Below are 20974 nucleotides of genomic sequence, written 5' to 3'. Positions count from 1 at the left end.
CGTCATGAAGATCCGCTGGGAGGAGCGCACCCAGACACCGCTCCTGGTGCTGGCGGTCGCCTTCGGCGTCGCCTACGCGGTGCCGATCGTGGCTCCCGGCGCCGAGCCGTGGGTGCACCGGCTGTGCACCCACGTCGAGTGGGTCGTCTGGGGCGCCTTCGCGCTCGACTACCTCGTCCGTCTCGGCCTCGCCCGGGACCGCTGGCAGTTCGTGCGCGGCCATCCGCTGGACCTGCTCGCGGTGATACTTCCGATGGTGCAGCCGCTGCGGCTGCTGCGGGTCGTCTCCACGCTCCTCCTCGTGGGCCGGCGGGCCCGGATGGCCCCGCAGATAACGCTCACCACCTATGTGGCGGGCGCGGTGGTCGGACTGATGATGTTCGGCTCGCTGGCCGTGCTGCACGTGGAGCGGGACGCCCCGAACGGCAACATCAAGACGCTCGGGGACGCGGTGTGGTGGTCGTTCACCACGATGACCACCGTCGGCTACGGCGACCACGCCCCGACCACGGGCCTCGGCCGGATCCTCGCGGTGGGCCTGATGCTCTCGGGCATCGCCCTGCTCGGTGTCGTCACGGCCAACATCGCGGCCTGGTTCATCTCCCGCTTCGACCGCGACGACGCGGTGGAGCGCCGGCAGACGGAGCTCCTGGAGGCGCTCACCCTGGAGGTCCGGGAGCTGCGCGCCGAGGTGGCCCGGCTCTCGGCCGCGCCGGGCCCTGGCCCGCACGAGCCGCCGGGCCCGTATGGGCCGCCCGGGCCGGACGGCCCGCACGAGGTCCCCTCGCCTACCGCTCCCAGAGCTTGAACGCTCTGACCTCGTAGGGCATCTGCGGCACCCAGGTCCCCCGCCCCGGGTAGGTCTCGAACTCCCCCGTCTCCCCGCACTCGGCCGACTGGTAGGTGGTCACCGGCCGCCCCGTGCGGTTCGCGAGGGACTGGGCCGAGGTGCCGGGCGGCAGGGGGACGCAGCTGTCGATGTCGGTGGTCGCCAGCTCGTGCGTCCACGGCCTGCCCTTGAAGTCGGGCTTGGGCCAGAGGCAGAGCCGGCCGGGCCCGCAGGCCCCGAGCGCGGTACCCCCGGCGGTCGCGGCCGCCGGTGCGGTCGGCGCGGCCGGTGCCGCCGGTGCCGCCGGTGCCGCCGTGAGGGCGGTCAGGAGGAGGGCCGTGATGGCCGCGCCGGTGAGGACGGTCTTCGTATACATGCTGATGAACCCCCGTTTCGTCACTCTCTGTAATCAAAAGAATGGCGGAGGTATCCCGGCGACGGAAGAGGGGCCGCCCCCGTTCACGCGAACGGGTGACGGCCCCCTACGGGAACCCTGACGGGCGCCGGCCCGACGAGCGTCAGATGTGGCCGCCCATGCCGCCCGCCTCCGCGTTCTCGCCGCGCTTGGTGAGCGTGGCGACGAGGGCCGCGACGACGGCGACGCCACCGGCGACGGCGAAGGCGAGGCCCATGCCGTCGAGGAAGGTGTCGTGGATGACCTTGGTGATCACCTGGAGGAGGTCGGGGGTCATCCCCGGCGCCTGGGCCAGCTCCGGCGGGGCCATGCCGAACTCGGCGGCCTGCTCCAGGCGCGGGTCGGCCGGGACCGGGATACCGGCCGCCTTCCAGTTCCCCGCGAAGGAGTCGGAGACCTTGGAGGACATGACGGCGCCGAGGACCGCAGTGCCGAGCGCGCCGCCGACCTGCATGGCGGCCTGCTGCAGACCGCCGGCCACGCCGGAGAGTTCGAGCGGCGCGTTGCCGACGATGACCTCGGTGGCGCCGACCATGACCGGGGCGAGGCCGAGGCCGAGCAGGGCGAACCAGAGGGACATGGTGAGCGTGCCGGTCCCGGCGGTGAGCGAGATCATGCCGAACATCGCGACGGCCGTGCAGACCATGCCGCCGACGAGCGGCACGCGCGGCCCGAACCTGGTGATCAGCGCGCCGGCCAGCGGCGAGGAGACGATCATCATCGCGGTCAGCGGCAGCAGGTGGAGACCGGCGTCGACCGGGCCGAGCCCCTTCACGCCCTGGAGGTAGAAGGTCACGAAGAAGAGGCCGCCCATGAACGCGAAGGCCATCAGGACCATCAGGACCACGCCGGCCGAGAGCGGCACGGAGCGGAACATGCCCAGCGGGATCAGCGGCTCCTCGACCTTGGTCTCCCAGAAGGCGAAGACCGCGAAGAGGACCAGCGCGCCGATCAGGCAGCCCCAGGTCTTGCCGCTGGACCAGCCCCAGGACTCGCCGGCCTTGATGAGGCTCCAGACGAGGGAGGCCATGGCGCCGGAGAGCAGCAGGATGCCGAGGACGTCGAAGGAGCGCGGCGCGTTCTCGGCGCGGTGGTCCTTGAGGATCAGCAGGCCGAGGAGGAGCGCGACGACGCCCACCGGCACGTTGATGAAGAAGACGGACTGCCAGTTGACGTGCTCCACGAGGAAGCCGCCGAGGATCGGGCCGCCCGCCGTGGAGGCGCCGATGACCATGCCCCAGATGCCGATCGCCATGTTCAGCTTCTCGGCGGGGAAGGTCGCGCGCAGCAGGCCGAGCGCGGCCGGCATCAGCAGCGCGCCGAAGACGCCCTGCAGGACGCGGAAGGCGATCACGGCCCCGATGGAGTGGGAGAGGCCGATCGCGCCGGAGGCTCCGGCGAAGCCGGCGATGCCGATGAGGAAGGTCTGCCGGTGGCCGAAGCGGTCGCCGAGCTTGCCGGCGGTGATCAGGGCGACGGCGAGCGCGAGCAGGTAGCCGTTGGTGATCCACTGGACCTGGGCGAGGCTGGCGTCGAGCTCGTCCTTGATGGCGGGGTTGGCGATGGCGACGATCGTGCCGTCGAGCGCGACCATCATCACGCCCACGGCAACGGCGAAGAGCGTCAACCACGGGTGGCCGCGCAGTCCCTTCGCCGGGACCGGTGCGGGTTCCCGGGCGTCCCCCTGACCCTGCGGGGCCTTTTCCACGGTGGTCTGACTAGTCATGGAACGAGGCTAATGACAGTCACTGACAATTGACAAAGCCATTCATGCGTCGGTAACTGTCACGTAACTCACAGGTACGCTGAGCAGGACGAAATGCCGGAAAAGAGGACCCCTACGTGACCGTGCCCGTGTCCCCGCCCGGACTGCGCGAGCGGAAGAAGCAGCGCACGCGCGACGCGTTGACCCGGGTCGCTCTGGAGCTCTTCACCGAGCACGGGTACGAGCGGACCACCGTCGACGAGATCGTCGACGCCGTGGAGGTCTCCCAGCGCACCTTCTTCCGGTACTTCTCCTCCAAGGAGGAGGTCGCCTTCGCCGTCCAGCAGATGGTGGAGGAGCGCTTCGTGAGCGCCCTCGGGCGGCGGCCCCCGGACGAGGCCCCCCTCGACGCGATGCGCAACGCCGTCCTGAGCGCCTGGGACACCATCGGCGAGGCGATCGCCGAGGTCGTCCCCGTCGAGCTGTACCTGCGCGCGTACCGCATGATCGAGTCGACTCCGGCGCTGCTCGCCGTCCATCTGCGCCGCTCCACCGAGACGGAGGAGACCATCGCCCGGATCATCGCCGCGCGCGAGGGCCTCGACGTCGACGAGGACCCGCGCCCCCGGATCGCGGTGGCGGCGTTCAGCGGCGTGATGCGGGTGACCGGCCAGATGTGGGGCCGGGGCACGGACCAGAGCCTGGAGGCCATCCGCGCGCTCACCGAGGAGTACCTCGACCACCTCGGCCCGGCGCTCGCCCCGTACTGGCGGGACCGGGAGCGCTAATACCCCCCGCAGGTCCGGTGCCGTCACCCCCGCCCCGTAGGGTGGCCGCCCGTGACCTCCGCCGATGCCTCGCCCTCCCTCGTCGCCACGCGCACGCTCCTCGTGCTCGCCGTGGTGCTCGTCCTCCTCGCGACCACCGGGTGGACCACGATCCGGCACCGGCCCATGCCCTGGCCGTCCCGGGAGGCCGCACTCGCCGCCTGGGCGCGGGACCGGATCGACCACCGGCCGCTGCCCGACCCCGCCGCCCCGGCCCGTACCGTCGCCGCCTTCTTCGCCGGACTCGGCCCGGCGGACTCCGCCCTGCTCGCCGCCCGGCACCCGCTCGTCGTCGGCAACCTCAACGGCGCCCCGGTCGCCCTGCGCTACCGCGCCAACCGGATCACCCTCACGCGCGCGTACGCCGCCGAGCGCGGCCGGGTCGACGACACCAGGCTCTCCCCCGAGGGCCGGCACGAGGCACGGCGCCGGGTCGACCGCTTCGCCTCGCTGCTGCGGCCCGGGCGCCAGGTCCTCGCCTTCGACCCGTCCGGTGCGGGACGGACCGCCGAGGTCCTCGGGGACCTGGAGCACGCCCGGCGCGTCTCGGTGATCGTGCCCGGCGTCGACACCAACCTGCTCACCTTCCAGAAGACCCACGGCCGGTACGGCGCCCCCGCCGGCATGGCCCAGGCCCTCTACGCGGCCGAGCGGCGGACCGCGCCCCGCGCGCGCGTGGCCGTGATCGCCTGGGCCGACTACACCGCGCCCGTCGGGGTCGGCATCGACGCCATGACCGGCCGACTGGCCGAGGAAGGAGCCGTACGCCTGGTGGGCCTCACCGAATCGCTGCCCCCACGCGCGCGCGTGGCGCTCTTCTGCCACAGCTACGGCTCCGTGCTCTGCGGCGTCGCCGCCCCGCGGCTGCCCGACCGGGTGACCGACGTCGCCGTGGCCGGCAGCCCCGGGATGCGGGTCGAGCGGGCGGCCCAACTCGACAGCCCCGCGCGCGTGTGGGCCATGCGGGACGCCGACGACTGGATCGCGGACGTGCCGCACCTGGAGGTGGGCGGGGTCGGGCACGGCGCGGACCCGGTCGCGCCGGAGTTCGGCGCCCGGCTGCTCTCCGCGCGCGGGGCGCTCGGCCACAGCGGCTACTTCGAGCCCGGGACGGAGAGCCTCGGCAACTTCGCCGCGATAGGCGTCGGGGACTACCCGCGGCTGGTCTGCGCACGTGCCGACAGCGCTTGCCACGACGGAATATCCGGCGCGGAAGGGCCCTGACGCGCGTAGATCACGCAATTTCGGGACCTTTCACAGGGGCGACGCACGAGCACACGCCGCTTACGATGAGGCGTATGGGTGATGTGCTGGCCGGAATTCATGCCACCTGGGAGCTCGAGAGCGACGCCCTCGTCATCCGCTTCGACCGGGGGATCCGTACACCGAAGCTGTACTCCGCGCTGCGCGAGAGACGGGTACCGCACGAGGCGCTGGCGTCGGTGACGCTCACGCCCGGCAAGCGGGGCACCGTCGTGCTGCACGCCGTGCCGAGACCGGGTGCCGATCCGCTGATGGACGCGGCCGCGGGGCAGCTCAAGGAGGGCAGCGATCCGTACCGCCTGGTGCTTCCGGCGGAACGCGAGACGCTCGCCGGGCGCTACCGGGACGAGCTGGAGGCGCTCCTCGCGTCGCGCCCGGGGGCCGCGGGGGCCGCCGGGTACGACGGGGCCTTCGAGGGCGTCGCGCCCGCCGACCGGTTCCTGGTGGCGCCGCCGTCGGGGCCGCAGTCCTTCAAGGCGTACGACGGGAAGGCCTGCTTCGACGGGACCTCCGAGGTCGCGTTCCGCTGGTCCCGGACGGGGGCGTCCTCCGAGAAGTGGAAGGCCGGCGACCAGGTCTTTCCCGTACGGGACCTCTGCGGGGTCGAATGGCGCTCGCCGGACGGGGTCGACGGGTACCTGCGGCTGGTGTCCCGGGGCGGGCCCCCGTCCCCCGTCGAGCGGCCCGATCAGGACCCGGCGTGCGTCGTCTTCGGGCGCTACGGGCCGGTGTACGAGTCGCTGACCTTCGCGGCGGCGGTGCTTGCGGCGATCCGGGACAGGGATCGGGTGCCGGTGCCCGTCCCGGCGCCGGTGCCTGTGTCCGTGTCCGTTGCGGCGGGGCGGCGGGAGCCGGGGGTGGTGGCTGAAAGGATTCGGCATTTGGGGGAGTTGCATCGGGCGGGGTTGGTTACGGATGCGGAGTTCTCGGCGAAGAAGGCGGAGTTGCTGGCGGAGCTCTGAGCGGTCCCGCGCCCTTCCGGGGCGGTGCGCTTCCCCCGGGCTTCGCCCCCGCGCCCGTGTGGGGGCCGCACCCGCCTGGGGCTTCGCCCCCGCTGCCGTGTGGGCAATCGTCCCGCTGGGGCGGGACGGGTGGGCACACGGGACGGCGCCCTCTAGCGGCGCCTCCGCGTTCCGTTGCCTGGACCCGCACCCGTTGTGCGCTGTGCACCGGGTGCGGGTTCAGGCGCGTAAGCCTCTGGCGCCGGCAGGGCGCGGGTCCGTTGTGCCCACCCGTTCCGCCCCAGCGGAACGATTGCCCACAACGGGGGGCGGTGGCCGTTGAGGGTGGGCACCGCCCCGGCGGAACGATTGCCCACAACGGGGGCGGCGGGTGGGTACCGCCCCAGCGGGCGCGGGCCCAGAGCGGGGGTGGGGGGTCATACCCCGGTAGTACAGGGCAGTCCGGTCCTCGGTGTGACGGCTGAGGGGGAGGGGGTGCTTAGGGTGAGGGATCATGGCTGGGGTATCGCGGCTGGGGTCGCTTGCTGAGTTGTGGTCGGGGGTCCGGCGTCGGGTCGGGGGGATGGTTCAGGGGGTGGGGGCGGCGCTGACGACGCCGAGCAGGCCTGGGGAGGCGCTGTTGGCGGGGGCGTCGGGGCGGTGGGTGCGGCTGTTGCCGTATGTGGTCGCGGTGGCGTTCGGGGCGGCGTTGCTGCCCTCCACGGTGCTGCTGCTGATCAATGACTACGGGGTCAACGGGGCCCTTGCCGGGGCGCTCGGCACCGCGCAGGCCGCGCCGATGCTGCTCGCCGTGACCCGGCCGCTCCAGGCCTGGTGGATCGTCTTCGCCGCCGATGTCTTCGGGGCGCTCGTGCTGCTCGGCTCGGACGGACCGAAGGCGGAGATGTGGCCGTGGACGCCGCCGGTGGTCATCGGCTACTGCGCCCTGATGGTCGCGCTGGGGCTGCGGGAGTCCCGGCGGGCGCTGTTCGGGGTGTGGCTGACCACCGGTGCGGCCGGGTTCGCGCTGGAGGCGTTCCGGCCCGCCCGGTTCACCAGCCTGCACCTGCTGCTGCTCGTCCTGAGCGGGGTGCTGCTGCTGCTGACCTCGGCGATCCGCGCCCGCGGCGACGCGCAGCGGAGGCTGGCCGAGCAGGAGACCATCAGCGAGGCGGAGCGGGCCCGCCGGACGCTCCTGGAGGAGCGGGCCAGGATCGCGCGCGAGCTGCACGACGTCGTGGCGCATCACATGTCCGTGATCACCGTGCAGGCGGATTCCGCCCCGTATCGCATTCCCGAACTGCCCGAGGCCGCCCGCGAGGAGTTCACCTCGATCGCGGCGAGTGCCCGCGAGTCGCTCGCCGAGATGCGGCGGCTGCTCTCCGTCCTCCGCAGTGACGGCAGTGAGGGCGAGCGGGCCCCGCAGCCGGGCCTCGACCGGGTGCAGCAGCTCGTCGAGGCGACGGTACGCGCGGGCGTGCCGGCCGAACTGCGGCTCGCCGCCGACCTCGGGGACGTGCCGCAGGCGGTGGACCTGTCCGCGTACCGGATCGTGCAGGAGGCCCTGGCCAATGTCGTGCGGCACGCGCCCGGGGCCTCGACCCGTGTCTCCGTGCGCGCCGAGGAGGGGTGGCTGACCGTTCTCGTCGTCAACGGGCCCTCCCTGGAGGAGCGTTCCTCCGTCGAGCGGGGCGTCCCCGGCACCGGCCACGGGCTCGTCGGGATGCGGGAGCGCGTACGGTTGACCGGCGGCTCGCTGGACACCGGGCCGCTGCCGGACGGCGGCTTCCGGGTCGCGGCCAGGCTCCCCCTGCGTACGAAGGACACCGAGTGACCATCCGCGTGATCATCGTCGACGACCAGGCCATGGTGCGGGCCGGTTTCGCCGCGCTCCTCGCCGCGCAGCCCGACATCGACGTGGTCGGCGAGGCGGCGGACGGGCGGCAGGGCGTGGAGGTGGCGCGCTCGGCGCACCCGGACGTGGTCCTGATGGACGTACGGATGCCGGAGCTGGACGGGCTCGCCGCCGCCCGGGAGATCCTGCACCCGCCGATCGGGGTCACGCACCTGCCGAAGGTGCTGATGCTGACCACCTTCGACGTCGACGACTACGTGTACGAGGCGCTGCGCGCGGGCGCCTCCGGTTTCCTCCTCAAGGACGCGCCGCCGGCCGATCTCATCGCGGCGGTACGGGTGGTGGCGGCGGGCGAGGCGCTGCTCGCCCCGTCCGTGACCCGCCGTCTCATCGCCGACTTCGCGGCCTCTCGGCCCGCTCCCCGCCGGGACACCACGGCGCTGCGCCTCAACGGGCTCACCCCGCGCGAGACGGAGGTCCTGGAGCTGATCGCCCGGGGCCTGTCCAACCAGGAGATCGCCGACAGCCTGGTCCTCGCCGAGCAGACGGTGAAGACCCACATCGGCCGGGTCCTCGCCAAGCTGGACCTGCGCGACCGGGCGCAGGCGGTGGTCTTCGCGTACGAGTCGGGCCTGGTCACGCCCGGCGCCTAGAGCGAGCACTCCCGCCGGCCCCCGGGGGAAAACCCCACCCCCTCCCTCGGGTTGTCTGCTCCTCCACCCCCTACCCGGGTATCAGGGGAGAGTTGGCTCCCCGGCGTGACGTGCCGTCACCCCTCGTCTTCCTACCTTCCTCCCGCTGACGACGAGAGCGAGGGAGGGCGGGCCGATGCGCCGCATTTCGAGGACCCTGACCACCGCGGCCGTGGTGGCCGGTGTGATCGCCGGGACGGCCGGATGGGCGTCCGGGAGCGGCCAGGAGGCCGTGACCGGGGCGCCGGCGGGGACCGCGGCGTGGCTCGCCGCGGGGCTGCCGGACCCGGGGCGGATGGACCCGGCCGGGGTCGCGCGGTTCTTCGCCGGGCTGGGTCCCGTACGGCGGGAGGAGCTGGCCCGGACGCACCCGACGGTCGTCGGGAACCTCGACGGGGCGCCCCTGGAGCTGCGGTACGAGGCCAACGCGCGGTCCGTGCGGGGGCAGTTCGGCGGGGCTCGGGTCCTCGCCCACGATCCGCGCGGCCGGGGGCAGGTGGCCCTGGTGTACGGGGACCTGGCGCGGGCCGAGCACGTGGCCGTGATCGTGCCCGGCTCCGACGTCGACGCGGACCACGTGAAGCCGCTCGCCGACATGGCGGGCGAGCTGCGGCGGGCGACCGGCGGGCGTACGGCGGTCGTCGCCTGGGCCGGGTACACGACGCCCGTCGGCGTCGGCCTGGACGCGGCCACCGGCCGGCTCGCCGAGGCCGGGGCGGAGCGCCTGACCCGGTTCACCGAGGGGCTGGCGGCCGTGGGGGCCGCCGAGCCGTCCCTGTTCTGCCACAGCTACGGCTCCGTCGTCTGCGGGCTCGCCGCCCACCGGCTGAAGGCCAAGGACCTGGTGGTCTTCGGCTCCCCCGGGATGCGCGCCGAGAACGTCTCCGAGCTGGGGACCTCCGCCCGGGTCTGGGCGGCGAAGGATCCCACCGACTGGATCGACCGGGTCCCGAACGTCGAGTTCGCGGGGCTCGGGCACGGCGCCGACCCCACCGACCCGGCCTTCGGGGCGCGCCGGATCCCGGCCGGGGACGCCGCCGGGCACGGCGGCTACTTCGCGCCCGGCACCTCCTCGCTCCGCGCGTTCGCCCGCATCGCCGAGGGGGACGTCCGATGAAGGCCCTGGTCCGGAAGATCGAGGCGTCCACGCCCGCCCATCGCGACCGGGCGGTCGACGGGCTGCGCGCCCTCGCCCTGCTCGCCGTGCCGACCGGGCACTGGCTGCTCGGGGGGTTCACGCTCTCCGCCGACGGCGCGATCCACAACGCGAGCCCGCTGAGCGCCTTCGCGGGGCTCGCGCCCGTCAGCTGGGTCCTCCAGATGCTGGGGATCTTCTTCCTGGTCGGCGGGTACGCGTCGGTGCTGTCGTACCGGCGGCGGAAGGGCTCCACGCGCGCGTGGCTCGGGGGCCGGCTCGCCCGGCTCGGGCGTCCGGTGCTCGGGGTGACCGCCGTGTGGGCGGCGCTGCTGCCCGTGCTGCACCTCGGTCTCGGGGTGCCCGTGGACACGCTGCGGACGGCTTCCACGCTGGTGATCCAGCCGCTGTGGTTCGTCGGGGTGTACACGGTGGTCACCGCGCTGACCCCGCTGTGCGTGCGGGCGGCCCGCCGTCTCGGGGTGTGGGCCGCGGCGCCGCTGCTCGGTTCGGTCGCCGTCGTCGACTTCCTGCGGTACGGGCCGTACGCGGACGCCGTGCCGTCCTGGCTGAGCCTGCTGAACATCCTGCCCGGCTGGCTGTTCGCGTACCAGCTCGGCGTCTCCTGGGGCGAGGGCCGGGTCGGCCGGCGTCACGCGTGGGGGCTGCTGCTCGGCGGCGCCGCGCTCTTCGCGGCCCTGCTCCTCGTCTTCGGCTACCCGGCGTCGATGGTCGGCGTGCCCGGCGAGGCCCGCACCAACTCGCACCCGCCGTCGCTGCTCGTCCTCGCCCTGGCCGCCGCGCAGAGCGGTGCGGCGATCCTGCTCCGCGACCGGCTCGGCCGGCTCCTGAAGCGGCCCGCGCTGTGGGCGCCGGTCGTCGTGATCAACCTGTCCGCGATGACGGTCCTGTGCTGGCACCAGACGGCGATGCTGACCGCCGCGATCCCCGCCTCGTACGCCGGTGGGGTCGCCGGCCTGGTCGGCGCGCCGGACTCGGTCGGCTGGATCCTCGCCCGGCTGGCCTGGATGCCGGTCTTCGCCGGGCTCCTCGTCCTGATCGGCCGGTACGCGCGCGTCTTCGAGTCCCCGTGGGCGAAGACCGGCACCGCCAGGCGCGCCCTGGCGGGTGTCCTGGCGGCGGGGTTCGCGGTCTTCGCCCTGGGACTGGCCTAGATGTCAGACCTCCCGGGCCGCCGACGTGGAGCTCATGTCCGGGTAGCGGTCGCCCGCCACGAGGCCCGCGATCGGCTCCAGTTCGGCGAGTTCGGCGGCGGTGAGGGTGATGCGGGTGGCGGCCGCGTTCTCCAGGAGGCGGGAGCGCTTGCGGGTGCCGGGGATGGGGACGACGGTGAGGCCGTGGACGGCGGCGCGCTGCTGCACCCAGGCGAGGGCGATCTGGGCCGGGGTCGCGCCGTGGGCGGCGGCGATCTTCCGGACCGGGTCGAGGAGGACGGCGTTCCGCTCGGCGTTCTCGCCGGTGAAGCGGGGCTGGTACTTGCGGAAGTCGCCGCCCGACAGGTCCTTGCCCGCGTCCGCGAACGCGCCGGTCAGGAAGCCCCGGCCGAGCGGCGAGTACGGCACGAAGGTCACGCCGAGCTCGGCGGCGGCGCCGACGGCGCTGCGCTCCACGTCCCGGGAGAAGAGCGACCACTCCGACTGGAGGGCGGCGATGGGGTGCACCGCGTGGGCCTCGCGCAGCTCGGGCCCGGTGACCTCGCTCAGGCCCAGGAAGCGGACCTTGCCCTCCTGGACGAGCTCGGCCATCGCGCCGACGGACTCGGCGAAGGGGATCTCCGGGTCGCGGCGGTGCATGTAGTAGAGGTCGATGGTCTCGATGCCGAGGCGGCGCAGGCTGTCCTCGGCGGCCTTCTTGATGTACGCCGGGTCGTTGCGGACGCCGCGGTACGTGGGGTCGTCGGCGCGGCGCTCTATGGCGAACTTGGTGGCGAGGGTGACCTCGTCGCGGTGGGCGGCGAGGAAGGGGGCGAGGAACTCCTCGTTGGCGCCGCTGCCGTAGATGTCGGCGGTGTCGATCAGGGTGACGCCGGCCTCCAGGGCCGCGTCGAGGGTGTCGCGGGCCGCCGCCTCGTCGGTGTCCCCGTAGAACTCGCTGATGCCCATGGCGCCGAAGCCCTGGACGCCGATCTCGGGTCCGCCCTGGCCGAGGCGTACGGTGTCGATCCTGGTCACGCTGGTCATGAAGGTGTTCCTCCGCTTGCGGTCCCGTAATGGCCGATCTTGATGTCGAGCACGGCGAGCGTGTCCTGGAGCTCGGTGATCCGGGCGAGGACGTCGCGCCGGGTGGACTCCAGGAGCTCCCGCCGTTCGTCCCGGGTGTGTTCGCCCTCGCGCACCAGCTCCGCGTACCTGACCATGTCGGCGACCGGCATCCCGGTCAGCCGCAGCTTGCCGACGAAGGCCAGCCAGTGCAGGTCGCGCTCGGTGAAGCGGCGCTGGCCGGTGTGCGAACGGTCGACGTGCGGCATCAGGCCGATCCGCTCGTACCAGCGCAGGGTGTGCGCGGTGAGGCCGGTGATGGCCGCCACCTCGCTGATCGTGTAGCGGTCCTTCCCGGCAAGCCCGGTCGTGCTCTCGATCACGCTCATGACCCCACGCTAAAACGTTGGAGTGCACTCCAAGCAAGTAGGCTCGGCCCCATGCAGAGCAGCGTGCCGAGCCTGGCGTCGATCGAGAACTGGCCCGTCCCCACCGCGGCGGCCGCCGTCGTCCGCGCGGACGGCACCCTGGCCGGGTCCCACGGCCCCACAGGGCGGCGTTTCCCGCTCGCCTCCGTCACCAAGCCGCTCGCGGCGTACGCGGTCCTCGTCGCGTACGAGGAGGGGGCGATCGACCTCGACGAGCCGGCCGGGCCCGAGGGCGCGACCGTCCGCCACCTCCTCGCCCACACCTCGGGTCTCGGCTTCGACGAGAACCGGGCGATGGCCGCTCCGGGCACCCGCCGGATCTACTCCAACACCGGTTTCGAGGCGCTCGGCGACCACGTCGCCAAGGCCACCGACATCCCCTTCGCCGAGTATCTGCACCAGGCGGTCCTGGAGCCCCTCGGCATGACGTCGACGACCCTGGAGGGCTCGCCCGCGAAGGACGGCGTGTCGACCGTGGACGACCTGGTGCGGTTCGCCGCCGAGGTGCAGGCGCCGCGGCTGCTCGACGCGCGGACCGTCCTGGACGCGATGACCGTCGCATACCCCGGGCTGACCGGCATCCTGCCCGGCTACGGGCACCAGAAGCCGAACGACTGGGGGCTCGGCTTCGAGATCCGCGACGGCAAGTCCCCGCACTGGACGGGCGCCAGCTCCTCGCCGCGCACCTTCGGGCACTTCGGGCAGTCCGGCACCTTCCTGTGGATCGACCCGGACGCGCGGGCCGCGTGCGTGGCCCTCACCGACCGGCCCTTCGGAGCCTGGGCGGTCGAGGCCTGGCCGCCGTTCACGGACGCGGTGCTCGCGGACCTGCGCGCGGCCTGATCCGGAGGACGAGCCCCGGGTCCCTAGGTGTCGCAGCGGGTCGCCGGGAGCGTGCCGTCGGTGCCCATGAGGCTCACGTCGACCTCGCCCCCGTGGTCCGCCGCGTACGCGGCCGTGCACACCAGTTGCTGGACGGCCGCGTCCGGCAGGTTCCCGACGGGGAACGGCGGCCGGATCCGGATGGTCCGGCGGCCTTCCGGGGTCAGGCCTCCGACCGCCTCGGTGTGCGGCGTCTTCCAGGACTTCCCGGGTGCGGGAAGGCCCGTGGTCAGGCCCGCGGCGGTGTCGGCCTCGGCCGGTCCCGCGAGGAGGGCGGCGATCACCATGTCGGTGAAGGCCGCGGTGCCGCTCTGCTCGTACGGCTGCTGCCCGGAGCCCGTCCACTTGCTCTTCAGGCGCTGGGCTTCGAGCGCGTCGGTGCCGGGGACCGGCTGCCCGACCTCGCGGACCACCGGGACCGGCTGCCCCCCGGGCCCGAGGAAGTAGAGCACCATCCGGAACTCGGGCGCCGGGGCGACGGCGACGGTCGCGGCGCCGCCCGCCTCGACGACGTCGCTCTCCTGGATGCCGCAGGCGGCGAGCGACGCCAGGGTGAGGAGAGCCGCCGCGGCCTTCCAGCGCCTCACAGCGGCATCCGTACGGTGAAGACCGCCCCGCCCGCCGGGCCGTTGGCGGCCTGGACGGTGCCGCCGTGCAGCCGGACGTTCTCCAGGGTGATCGCCAGACCGAGGCCGCTGCCCGCCGACCGGGTCCTGGCCCGGTCCGCCTTGTAGAAGCGGTCGAAGACGTGCGGCAGGACGTCCGGGTGGATGCCCGGCCCCCGGTCGGCGACCTCCGTCACCAGCTCGTCCCCCTCCGCGTACACACTGACCGTCACCGGCGCGGCCCCGTGCCGCAGGGCGTTGCCGACGAGGTTGGCGACGACGACGTCGAAGCGGCGCGGGTCGAGCCGCGCCCTGATCCCCTCCTCAAGGTACGGGACGACCTGGGCGGGATCGGTCCAGTGCCGGTGCTGGAGGGTCTTGCGGACGCAGTCGGCGGCGTCGACCTCGTCGGTGTGGAGCTCGGCGGCGCGGGCGTCGAAGCGGGAGATCTCCATCAGGTCCTCGACGAGCACGGCGAGCTTCCCGGTCTCGGTGCTGATCAGCCGGACGGCGCGGGCGGTGTCGCTGTCGAGGCTCCCGGCGTCCTCGTCGAGGACCTCGGTGACCGCGAGCATTCCGGCGAGCGGGGTGCGCAGTTCGTGCGAGACGTCGGAGGCGAAGCGGCGGGCGCGGGCCTCGGCGTTGCGGAGTTCCGTGACGGAACGTTCCAGCGCGGCGGCGGACTCGTTGAACGTGCGGGCGAGGTCGGCGAGTTCGTCGCTGCCCTTGGCGTGGATGCGGGTGTCGAGCCGGCCCCGGCCCATGCTGTGGGCCGCGTGCCGCAGCTCCCGTACGGGGCGGAGCACGCCGCGCGAGGCGATCAGCGCGGGGATCAGGGCCACGGCCAGGGCCGGGAGGGCGCCGTCGCGGGCGGCGGTGACCAGGGCCTCGATGTTGGCCTCCTCGTCGTCGAGCTCCATGACGGCGTAGAAGACGAGGCCGGTGGGCTGGGCGGTCCCCTCGGTCGCATGCGTGCGGAACACGGCGGGCATGGCGATGGTCAGGTACGGGGTGCCGTTCTTCACGACCCGCTGGAAGCTGCCGTGCGGGGTGGCCTGCCGGGCCTGGGCGCGGGCCCGCAGTTCGGGGGTGATGACGGAGGAGGTGGGGCGGTCGGTCGAGGAGACGCGGACCGTGCCGTACTCGGCGTAGACCCGCCAGGGGCGGGGCTTGCCCTGGCGGGCGATGCCGAGGGCCACCTCGCGCAGGTTGCCGGGGTTGACGGGCAGGCTGACGACGAGCGGGTCGACCTGGTCGCGCAGGGCGGAGACGGCGGTGTCCTGGGTCTGCTCCAGGATCGCGTTGCGGGCGGCGCGGTAGGTGAGCGCGGCGGTGGTGCCGCAGCCGACGGCGGCGACGAGGAGGAAGGCGAGGACGAGGCGGGTGCGGAGGCCGAAGGGGCGCGGGCGGGGGGCGCGGGCCCGGCGGCGGGCCCGTCTTCCTCCCGGCGCGGAGCCCGGCGCCGAGCCCGGCGCGGAGCCCGCGTCCCTGCCCTCGCCCGCGCCCGGCTCCGCGCCCGTGCCCGGTTCCGTGCCCGGTTCCGGGCTCACGCAGGCCTTCACAGCGGGCCGAAGCGGTAGCCGAAGCCCCGCAGGGTCTGGATGTACCGGGGTTCGCCCGGGGTGTCCTCGATCTTGTTCCGCAGCCGGCGGACGCAGGCGTCCACCAGCCGGGCGTCCCCGTGGTAGCTGTGCTCCCAGACGTGTTCGAGGAGTTGCTGCCGGCTGAAGACCTGCTCGGGGGCGGCCGTGAGGTGCAGCAGCAGCTTCAGTTCGGAGGGGGCGAGGGCGACGCGCTCGCCCGCCTTGGCGACGGTCAGGCCCGCCCGGTCGATGGCGAGCTCCCCGTGGAACTCGACGGCGGACCGGCCGGTGCCGGGCTCCTCGATGCGCCGCAGCACGGCCCTGATCCGGGCCTCGATGACCTCCGTACGGGCGGGCTTGACGATGTAGTCGTCGGCCCCGGCCTCCAGGCCGACGACGACGTCGAAGTCGTCGCCCCGCGCGGTGAGCATGATGATCGGCAGCTGGCTGCTCTCCCGGACCTGGCGGCAGACCTGTACGCCGTTCATGCCGGGCAGCATCAGGTCGAGGAGCAGCAGGTCCGGCCGGAACTCCCCGAGCGCGGCGAGCCCCGCCTCGCCGGTGGGGGCGGTGCGCACCTCGTGCCCCCGGCGGCGCAGGCCGAGCTCGACGCCCTCGCGGACGGAGGGGTCGTCTTCTATCAGGAGCACGCGCGGCATGTGTGGAGTATCCCAAGGTCGGTACGGGCGGCCCCCGCGGGGCGGGGCGGGTCAGGTACGGCGGAGGCGGGCCGTGGTCGAGGCGAGGAGGGCCTGGACCTCCGTGAGGCGGAGGGGGCGGGCCAGGAGGGCGAAGACGGCCAGGATCGTGGCGGCTCCCGCGAGGCCCGCCACCACCGGGCCCGCCGCCATGGAGCCGTCCGCGACGAACAGCCCGTACCCGGCGGCCGGTACGGCGGCGACGAGGAGCCGCGCCAGCGCCGGGAGGGCCCCGCCGGAGGCGCCCCCCAGCCGTCGCCGCAGGGCGTACGCCGTGACCGCCCAGCCCGCCCACAGCGCCAGCGAGTACGCCGCGGCCATGCCCGTGACGGCCCAGCGGGTCGGGAGGAGCTGGTAGGCGGCGTACGAGAGACCGGCGTTCAGGGCGGCGATGACCAGGTTCAGGAGGAAGGGGGTGCGGGTGTCGCGCAGGGCGTAGAACGCCCGGGTGCACACGTACTGGCCGGAGAGGGCGACCAGGCCGGGCGCGAAGGCCATGAGGGTCCAGGACATCGCGCGCACGTCGTCGCCGCCGGTCGCCCCGTACCCGAAGACCACCGTCATCAGCGGGACGGCGAGGGCCAGGAGCGCGCAGGCCGCCGGGACGACCGCCGCCGCGCTGGTCCGCAGGGCGTACGAGACGTCCCGCCGGACCCCCGCGAGGTCGCCGTCGGCCGCCGCGCCGCTCATCCGGGGCAGCAGGGCCGTCACGAGGGAGACGGTGACGATGCCGTGCGGGACGGTCCAGAGGAGGTACGCGTTGTTGTACGCGGCGAGGCCGCCGCCGCTGACGTCCGGGTCGGCGCCCGCCGAGGTGGCGAGCCAGGTCGTCACCCAGTACGCGCCCTGGTTGGTGAGGACGAGCAGCACCAGCCAGCCCGCCGAGCGCAGCGGGGCGGCGAGGCCGCTGCCGCGCCAGTCGAGGCGGGGCCGCCAGCGGAAGCCGGCGGCGCGCAGCGAGGGCAGCAGGGCGAGGGTCTGGACGGCGATGCCGGCGGTGGTGCCCCAGCCGAGGAGGGCGGTCTCGCCGGGGGTGAGTTCCCCGCCGTCGCCGACGACGAGGAAGAGGCCGAAGACGGCGACGGCGACGACGTTGTTGAGGACGGGGGCCCACATCATGGCGCCGAACCGGCCCCGGGCGTTGAGGACCTGTCCGAGCAGGGTGAAGAGCCCGAGGAAGAGGATCTGCGGCAGGCACGCGCGCGCGAAGGCGACGGTCATGTCCCGCTGCGGGCCCGCGTAGTCGGTGTACGTGTCGACGATCAGTGGCGCGGCGGACACCGCCACCGCCGTGAGGGCGACGAGGGCCAGTCCGCACAGGGTGAGGAGGCGGTCGGTGTAGGCCGCGCCGCCGTCCTCGTGTTCCTTGGCGGCCTTGACCAGTTCGGGGACGAAGACGGCGTTGAGGGCGCCGCCGAGGAGGAGCATGTAGACGATGGTGGGGACGGTGTTGCCGACCGCGTACCCGTCGGCGACGAGTCCCGCGCCGAGCGCGGCGGCGACGACGGAGGCGCGGACGAAGCCGGTGGCGCGGGAGACGAGCGAGCCGGCGGCCATGAGGGCGCCGCTGCGGAGGGCGGAGGGTTTCTTCCGCTCCGAAGGCTCCGAAGGCGCGGTGAGCGTGGCCGTCATCGACGGGCCAGATAGGCCTGGAAGGCGCGGTACAGCGCCCCGTTGGTCGTGCCCTGCATCGGCATCTCCCACTCCCCCAGCGTCTCGACGACCTGTCCGCCCGTGCCGAGCTTCCAGCGCAGCAGCCCGTGGGCGCGGTCGTCCGGATCGAGGGTGGAGGGTACCCCGCGCAGGTCGTAGACGGCGGCGCCGAGGGCGTGAGCGTCGAGCATCATGCGCCACTGGAGGGCGTTGGAGGGCCGGACCTCGCGGCGGTGGTCGGCGGAGGCGCCGGTCTGGTACCAGACGCGGCCGCCGACGGCGACCATGGTGTGCGCGGCGAGGACCTCGCCCTCGTGGCGGGCGAGGTAGAGCTTCATGCGGCCCGGCTGCTCGGCGTTGAGGACGGCGTACTGGCGCTCGTAGTAGGCGAGGGAGCGGCCGAGGCGGAAGCCGTCGCGCTCCTCCGTGACGCGCAGCAGCCGGTAGAACTCGGGGAGGTCGGCGGCGGAGCCGACGACGACCTCGACGCCGGACTTGCGGGCCTTGCGGACGTTGCGCCGCCACTCCTGGTTGAGGCCGGTCCACAGGTCGTCGGTGCTGCGGCCGGCCAGCGGGACCTGGAAGACGTGGCGGGGCTGGGCGTCGGCCCCGTCCTCGGAGTCGCCGCCGCACTTGCGCCAGCCTCGGGCGCGGAGCCGTTCGGCGACGGCGGTGCCCAGCGGGTCGACCTCGTCGGCGAGGACGTCGGAGAGCCGGCGTCCCGGCCCGGCGCCGGCCTTGACGGTGGCGGCGTTCCACCGGCGGTAGGCGGGTCCGGGGCCCATGCGGACGGCGAAGGCGCCGAGGGAGCGCAGGTGGCCGAGGAGCGGGGAGAGCCAGCCGTCGAGGTCGGGGTCGGCCCAGTCGGCGACGGGTCCTTCGGGCAGGTAGGCGAAGTGCTTCCGGGTGCCGGGGAAGGGCCGCAGGAGGACGAGCGCGACGCCCGAGAGCTCCTCGCCCTCCCGGCCCCAGCCGATGAGCTGGTGGCTCCAGCCGTCCTTCACCTGGGCCCAGGAGGGGAGTTGGAGGAAGCTGGGGCCGTCCGCGCCGGTCCGGGAGGCGAGGAACGCGCGGTACGCCTCGGGGGTCACGGGTCCGAGCCTGACCGGTCCCACGGGGGCGCGGCGGTCGGTGGGTGCGGCCGTCACGAGCAGCGCTGACACAACGGGAGCCTCCTTGTTCCGCCCCTCGGTGGTGGGGCGCACAGCAGGCTCACAGCCGAATTCGACGGGTGCGCGCGGTGATTGTGACCGGACGGTGACCGTTGTGCCGCAGCCCTCGTCACAGAGGCGTACGGCGCCCCGCGGGGGTGCGGAAGCGGCCTACAGTCCAGGACATCCCACCCGAACCCTCACCACGCGGAGGTCTTCCGTGCTGCCGATACGCACATCCCGTCCCGCCCTGGCCGCCATCGCGCTGACCGTGTCCCTCACCGCCTGCACCGCCCAGGCGGCGGACGGGAAGCCGTCCGGGACGGGGTCCGGCGCGGCCGGGGCGCCCCCGGCGAAGGTGACGGTCGTGGGGAGGGCGGCGGGCAGCCCGGTGACGGTGGCCGCGTCCGGCGGCACGCTCACGGCGGTACGGGTCGTCGACGCCGACGGCGGTGTCCTGGAGGGCCGTACGGGCGCGGGCGGGACGCGCTGGACCTCGGACCGCAAGGCGGTGCCGGGCACCTCCTACACGGTCGAGGTGACGTCCCGTACCGCCGGCGGCGAGGAGTCGACCACCCGGTCGTCCTTCGCCACCCCGGCACCCGGCAAGGTCAACAAGGTGACCCTGGCCCCCGGCAAGAACACCACGGTCGGCATCGCCCACCCCCTCTCCATCGTCTTCGACCTGCCGGTCACGAAGAAGGCGGACGTGGAGAGGCAGCTGAAGGTGACCACCTCGAACGGCACCGAGGGTTCCTGGGGCTGGGTCAAGGACTACTCGGGCCGGGACAGGGTGGACTGGCGGCCCCGGGAGTACTGGAAGCCGGGCACGAGGGTCACCCTCGAAGCGGACCTCGACGGCACGGACTCGGGCGGCGGCTGGTTCGTCCGGGACTACCGCACCGGTTTCACGATCGGCGCGGCGCAGGTCGTGAAGGTCGACCTCGACGCCCATCAGCTGAGGTTGGAGCGGGACGGGCGGACGGTCCGCACCATCCCCGTCTCCGGCGGCACCCCCGGCGGCGACAAGCGGTCCTGGCGGGGGACGGCCGTGCTGATGGCGAAGGAGGGCACCATCAACATGAACTCGGAGACGGTCGGCCTCGGCGACGCGTACGACAAGGACGTCGACTACTCGATGCGGCTGACCTGGTCGGGCATGTACGCGCACGCGGCCCCGTGGAACGCGGCGTACTTCGGCAAGGCCAACCACAGTTCGGGCTGCATCGGCATGAGCGACGAGAACGCGGCCTCGTTCTACGCCTCGGTGAACGTGGGCGACCCCTTCGAGATCAAGGGCCGCGAGACGAAGGGCACCGTCGCCGAGGGCAACGGGTACGGGGCGTGGAACCTGAACTGGGAGCAGTGGAAGGCGAAGAGCGCGCTGGGCTGAAGGGTCAGCCCAGGGCCCTGCGCCAGTCCCGCATCTCCCAGACCAGGACCTCCGCGTCGGTCGTGGCGGTCAGTTCGAGCCCCCCGGTGCCGGTGAGCCGGGCCGCGTCGCCCGGACCGAGTTCCTCGCCGTCGAGCCGCACCCCGCCGCGTACGACGTGCGCGTACGCGAAGTCCGCGGCCGGGAGCGCCGTCCGCTCCCCCGCGCGGGGGCGGTGGACGTGCAGGCGGGCGTCCGCCGCCGGGAGGTCGTACGTGTCGCCGAGGCCGCGCACCACCTCGTACGAGGGGTCCCCGCCCGGCGTCAGGGGGGCGAGCCACATCTGGACGAAGACCAGCGGGGCGGGGCCGTCGTTGCGCTCGACGTGGCGGACGCCGCCCGCCGAGCTCAGCCGCTGGAGGTCGCCGGGGCGGACGGTCGTGGTGTGTCCGGCCGTGTCGTGGTGGGTGAGCTCGCCCTCGACGACCCAGGTCACGATCTCGGTGTGGCTGTGCGGGTGCTCGCCGAAGCCCGCGCCGGGCGCGAGCCGCTCCTCGTTGACGGCGAGGAGCGCGCCGAAGCGGAGGTTGTCGGGGTCGTAGTGCGGCCCGAAGGACAGGGCGTGCCGGGTCTCGATCCCGGCCGCCGGGTCGCCCCCGGGGTAGCGCTCGCCGGCGCGCTGGATGCTTATCACGGACGTACCGTAGCCCGGGGAAACGCC

At 73.9% G+C, this 20974-nt stretch carries 20 protein-coding genes; 10 read left to right on the top strand and 10 right to left on the bottom strand.

The features are described from left to right. The first annotated feature begins 4 nt into the window (after positions 1 to 4). Positions 5 to 808 carry a potassium channel family protein gene (locus ACH4TP_RS16015; RefSeq protein WP_398438453.1) on the top strand — a complete coding sequence of 268 codons (804 nt, stop codon included), beginning with the start codon at positions 5 to 7 and terminating at the stop codon, positions 806 to 808. Here the strand turns inward: ACH4TP_RS16015 and ACH4TP_RS16010 are convergent. After that, positions 789 to 1205, bottom strand: coding sequence for a peptidase inhibitor family I36 protein (locus tag ACH4TP_RS16010; protein WP_398438219.1), 417 nt, complete (start codon positions 1203 to 1205; stop codon positions 789 to 791). The two genes, ACH4TP_RS16015 and ACH4TP_RS16010, sit on opposite strands and share 20 nt — an antisense overlap. Positions 1206 to 1347: 142 nt before the next feature. Next, complete coding sequence (locus ACH4TP_RS16005) at positions 1348 to 2970, bottom strand: MFS transporter (RefSeq protein WP_398178219.1); 1623 nt, start codon at positions 2968 to 2970, stop codon at positions 1348 to 1350. 128 nt (positions 2971 to 3098) lie between these two features. On the opposite strand from ACH4TP_RS16005, the gene ACH4TP_RS16000 reads away from it, so the two are divergent. The 7 genes from ACH4TP_RS16000 to ACH4TP_RS15970 all read left to right on the top strand — a co-directional run bounded on the left by ACH4TP_RS16000 (position 3099) and on the right by ACH4TP_RS15970 (position 10837). Next, positions 3099 to 3737: a TetR family transcriptional regulator gene (locus ACH4TP_RS16000; protein WP_389230553.1), complete on the top strand. Its 639-nt coding sequence runs from the start codon at positions 3099 to 3101 to the stop codon at positions 3735 to 3737. A gap of 51 nt (positions 3738 to 3788) precedes the next feature. Next, a complete protein-coding gene (locus ACH4TP_RS15995; protein ID WP_389230513.1) occupies positions 3789 to 5000 on the top strand; it encodes an alpha/beta hydrolase in 1212 nt (403 codons plus the stop codon). A 74-nt stretch (positions 5001 to 5074) separates the two neighbouring features. Then, complete coding sequence (locus ACH4TP_RS15990) at positions 5075 to 6001, top strand: DUF4429 domain-containing protein (protein ID WP_398438217.1); 927 nt, start codon at positions 5075 to 5077, stop codon at positions 5999 to 6001. A gap of 493 nt (positions 6002 to 6494) precedes the next feature. After that, the gene (locus ACH4TP_RS15985) at positions 6495 to 7814 is read left to right on the top strand and encodes a sensor histidine kinase (protein ID WP_398438216.1); all 1320 of its coding nucleotides are present in this window, start codon (positions 6495 to 6497) and stop codon (positions 7812 to 7814) included. Then, positions 7811 to 8488, top strand: a complete 678-nt coding sequence (locus ACH4TP_RS15980) for a response regulator (protein WP_389238798.1) — start codon at positions 7811 to 7813, stop codon at positions 8486 to 8488. The genes ACH4TP_RS15985 and ACH4TP_RS15980 overlap by 4 nt, the downstream gene beginning before the upstream one ends. Positions 8489 to 8663: 175 nt before the next feature. Continuing rightward, on the top strand, positions 8664 to 9644 hold the full coding sequence (locus ACH4TP_RS15975; protein ID WP_398438214.1) for an alpha/beta hydrolase: 981 nt from the start codon (positions 8664 to 8666) through the stop codon (positions 9642 to 9644). Beyond that, positions 9641 to 10837: an acyltransferase gene (locus ACH4TP_RS15970; RefSeq protein ID WP_398178232.1), complete on the top strand. Its 1197-nt coding sequence runs from the start codon at positions 9641 to 9643 to the stop codon at positions 10835 to 10837. Before ACH4TP_RS15975 ends, ACH4TP_RS15970 begins: the two co-directional genes overlap by 4 nt. A 3-nt stretch (positions 10838 to 10840) precedes the next feature. On the opposite strand, the gene ACH4TP_RS15965 is transcribed toward ACH4TP_RS15970, so the two are convergent. Beyond that, entirely contained in the window at positions 10841 to 11863 is a 1023-nt protein-coding gene (locus ACH4TP_RS15965) for an aldo/keto reductase (RefSeq protein WP_398438211.1), read from the bottom strand. Continuing rightward, positions 11860 to 12270 (bottom strand): MerR family transcriptional regulator, encoded by a 411-nt coding sequence (locus ACH4TP_RS15960; protein ID WP_398178236.1) that lies wholly within the window; start codon positions 12268 to 12270, stop codon positions 11860 to 11862. Before ACH4TP_RS15960 ends, ACH4TP_RS15965 begins: the two co-directional genes overlap by 4 nt. 51 nt (positions 12271 to 12321) lie before the next feature. On the opposite strand from ACH4TP_RS15960, the gene ACH4TP_RS15955 reads away from it, so the two are divergent. After that, positions 12322 to 13152 carry a serine hydrolase domain-containing protein gene (locus ACH4TP_RS15955; protein WP_389238808.1) on the top strand — a complete coding sequence of 277 codons (831 nt, stop codon included), beginning with the start codon at positions 12322 to 12324 and terminating at the stop codon, positions 13150 to 13152. Between the two features lie 23 nt (positions 13153 to 13175). Here ACH4TP_RS15955 and ACH4TP_RS15950 read toward each other — a convergent pair whose 3' ends face one another. From ACH4TP_RS15950 to ACH4TP_RS15930, 5 genes are read right to left on the bottom strand one after another with little or no spacing between them, the layout of a single operon-like run. After that, positions 13176 to 13778, bottom strand: coding sequence for a hypothetical protein (locus ACH4TP_RS15950; protein WP_398438209.1), 603 nt, complete (start codon positions 13776 to 13778; stop codon positions 13176 to 13178). Continuing rightward, positions 13775 to 15346, bottom strand: a complete 1572-nt coding sequence (locus ACH4TP_RS15945) for an ATP-binding protein (RefSeq protein ID WP_398438207.1) — start codon at positions 15344 to 15346, stop codon at positions 13775 to 13777. Before ACH4TP_RS15945 ends, ACH4TP_RS15950 begins: the two co-directional genes overlap by 4 nt. An 8-nt stretch (positions 15347 to 15354) precedes the next feature. Then, positions 15355 to 16038 carry a response regulator gene (locus ACH4TP_RS15940; RefSeq protein WP_389238812.1) on the bottom strand — a complete coding sequence of 228 codons (684 nt, stop codon included), beginning with the start codon at positions 16036 to 16038 and terminating at the stop codon, positions 15355 to 15357. Positions 16039 to 16089: 51 nt separating this feature from the next. Beyond that, the gene (murJ, locus tag ACH4TP_RS15935; protein WP_398178245.1) at positions 16090 to 17709 is read right to left on the bottom strand and encodes a murein biosynthesis integral membrane protein MurJ; all 1620 of its coding nucleotides are present in this window, start codon (positions 17707 to 17709) and stop codon (positions 16090 to 16092) included. Beyond that, positions 17706 to 18893 carry a lipid II:glycine glycyltransferase FemX gene (locus ACH4TP_RS15930; protein WP_398438204.1) on the bottom strand — a complete coding sequence of 396 codons (1188 nt, stop codon included), beginning with the start codon at positions 18891 to 18893 and terminating at the stop codon, positions 17706 to 17708. Before ACH4TP_RS15930 ends, murJ begins: the two co-directional genes overlap by 4 nt. 208 nt (positions 18894 to 19101) lie before the next feature. On the opposite strand from ACH4TP_RS15930, the gene ACH4TP_RS15925 reads away from it, so the two are divergent. Then, on the top strand, positions 19102 to 20274 hold the full coding sequence (locus ACH4TP_RS15925; RefSeq protein WP_398438202.1) for an Ig-like domain-containing protein: 1173 nt from the start codon (positions 19102 to 19104) through the stop codon (positions 20272 to 20274). A gap of 4 nt (positions 20275 to 20278) precedes the next feature. Here the strand turns inward: ACH4TP_RS15925 and ACH4TP_RS15920 are convergent, their stop codons facing one another. Next, on the bottom strand, positions 20279 to 20947 hold the full coding sequence (locus tag ACH4TP_RS15920) for a pirin family protein (RefSeq protein ID WP_389238820.1): 669 nt from the start codon (positions 20945 to 20947) through the stop codon (positions 20279 to 20281). Positions 20948 to 20974 lie beyond the last annotated feature (27 nt).

It is taken from the genome of Streptomyces sp. NPDC021012 (assembly GCF_044333355.1).
In the GTDB taxonomy this organism is placed as follows: Bacteria; Actinomycetota; Actinomycetes; order Streptomycetales; family Streptomycetaceae; genus Streptomyces.
This window is presented reverse-complemented; position numbering and strand designations above follow the sequence as displayed.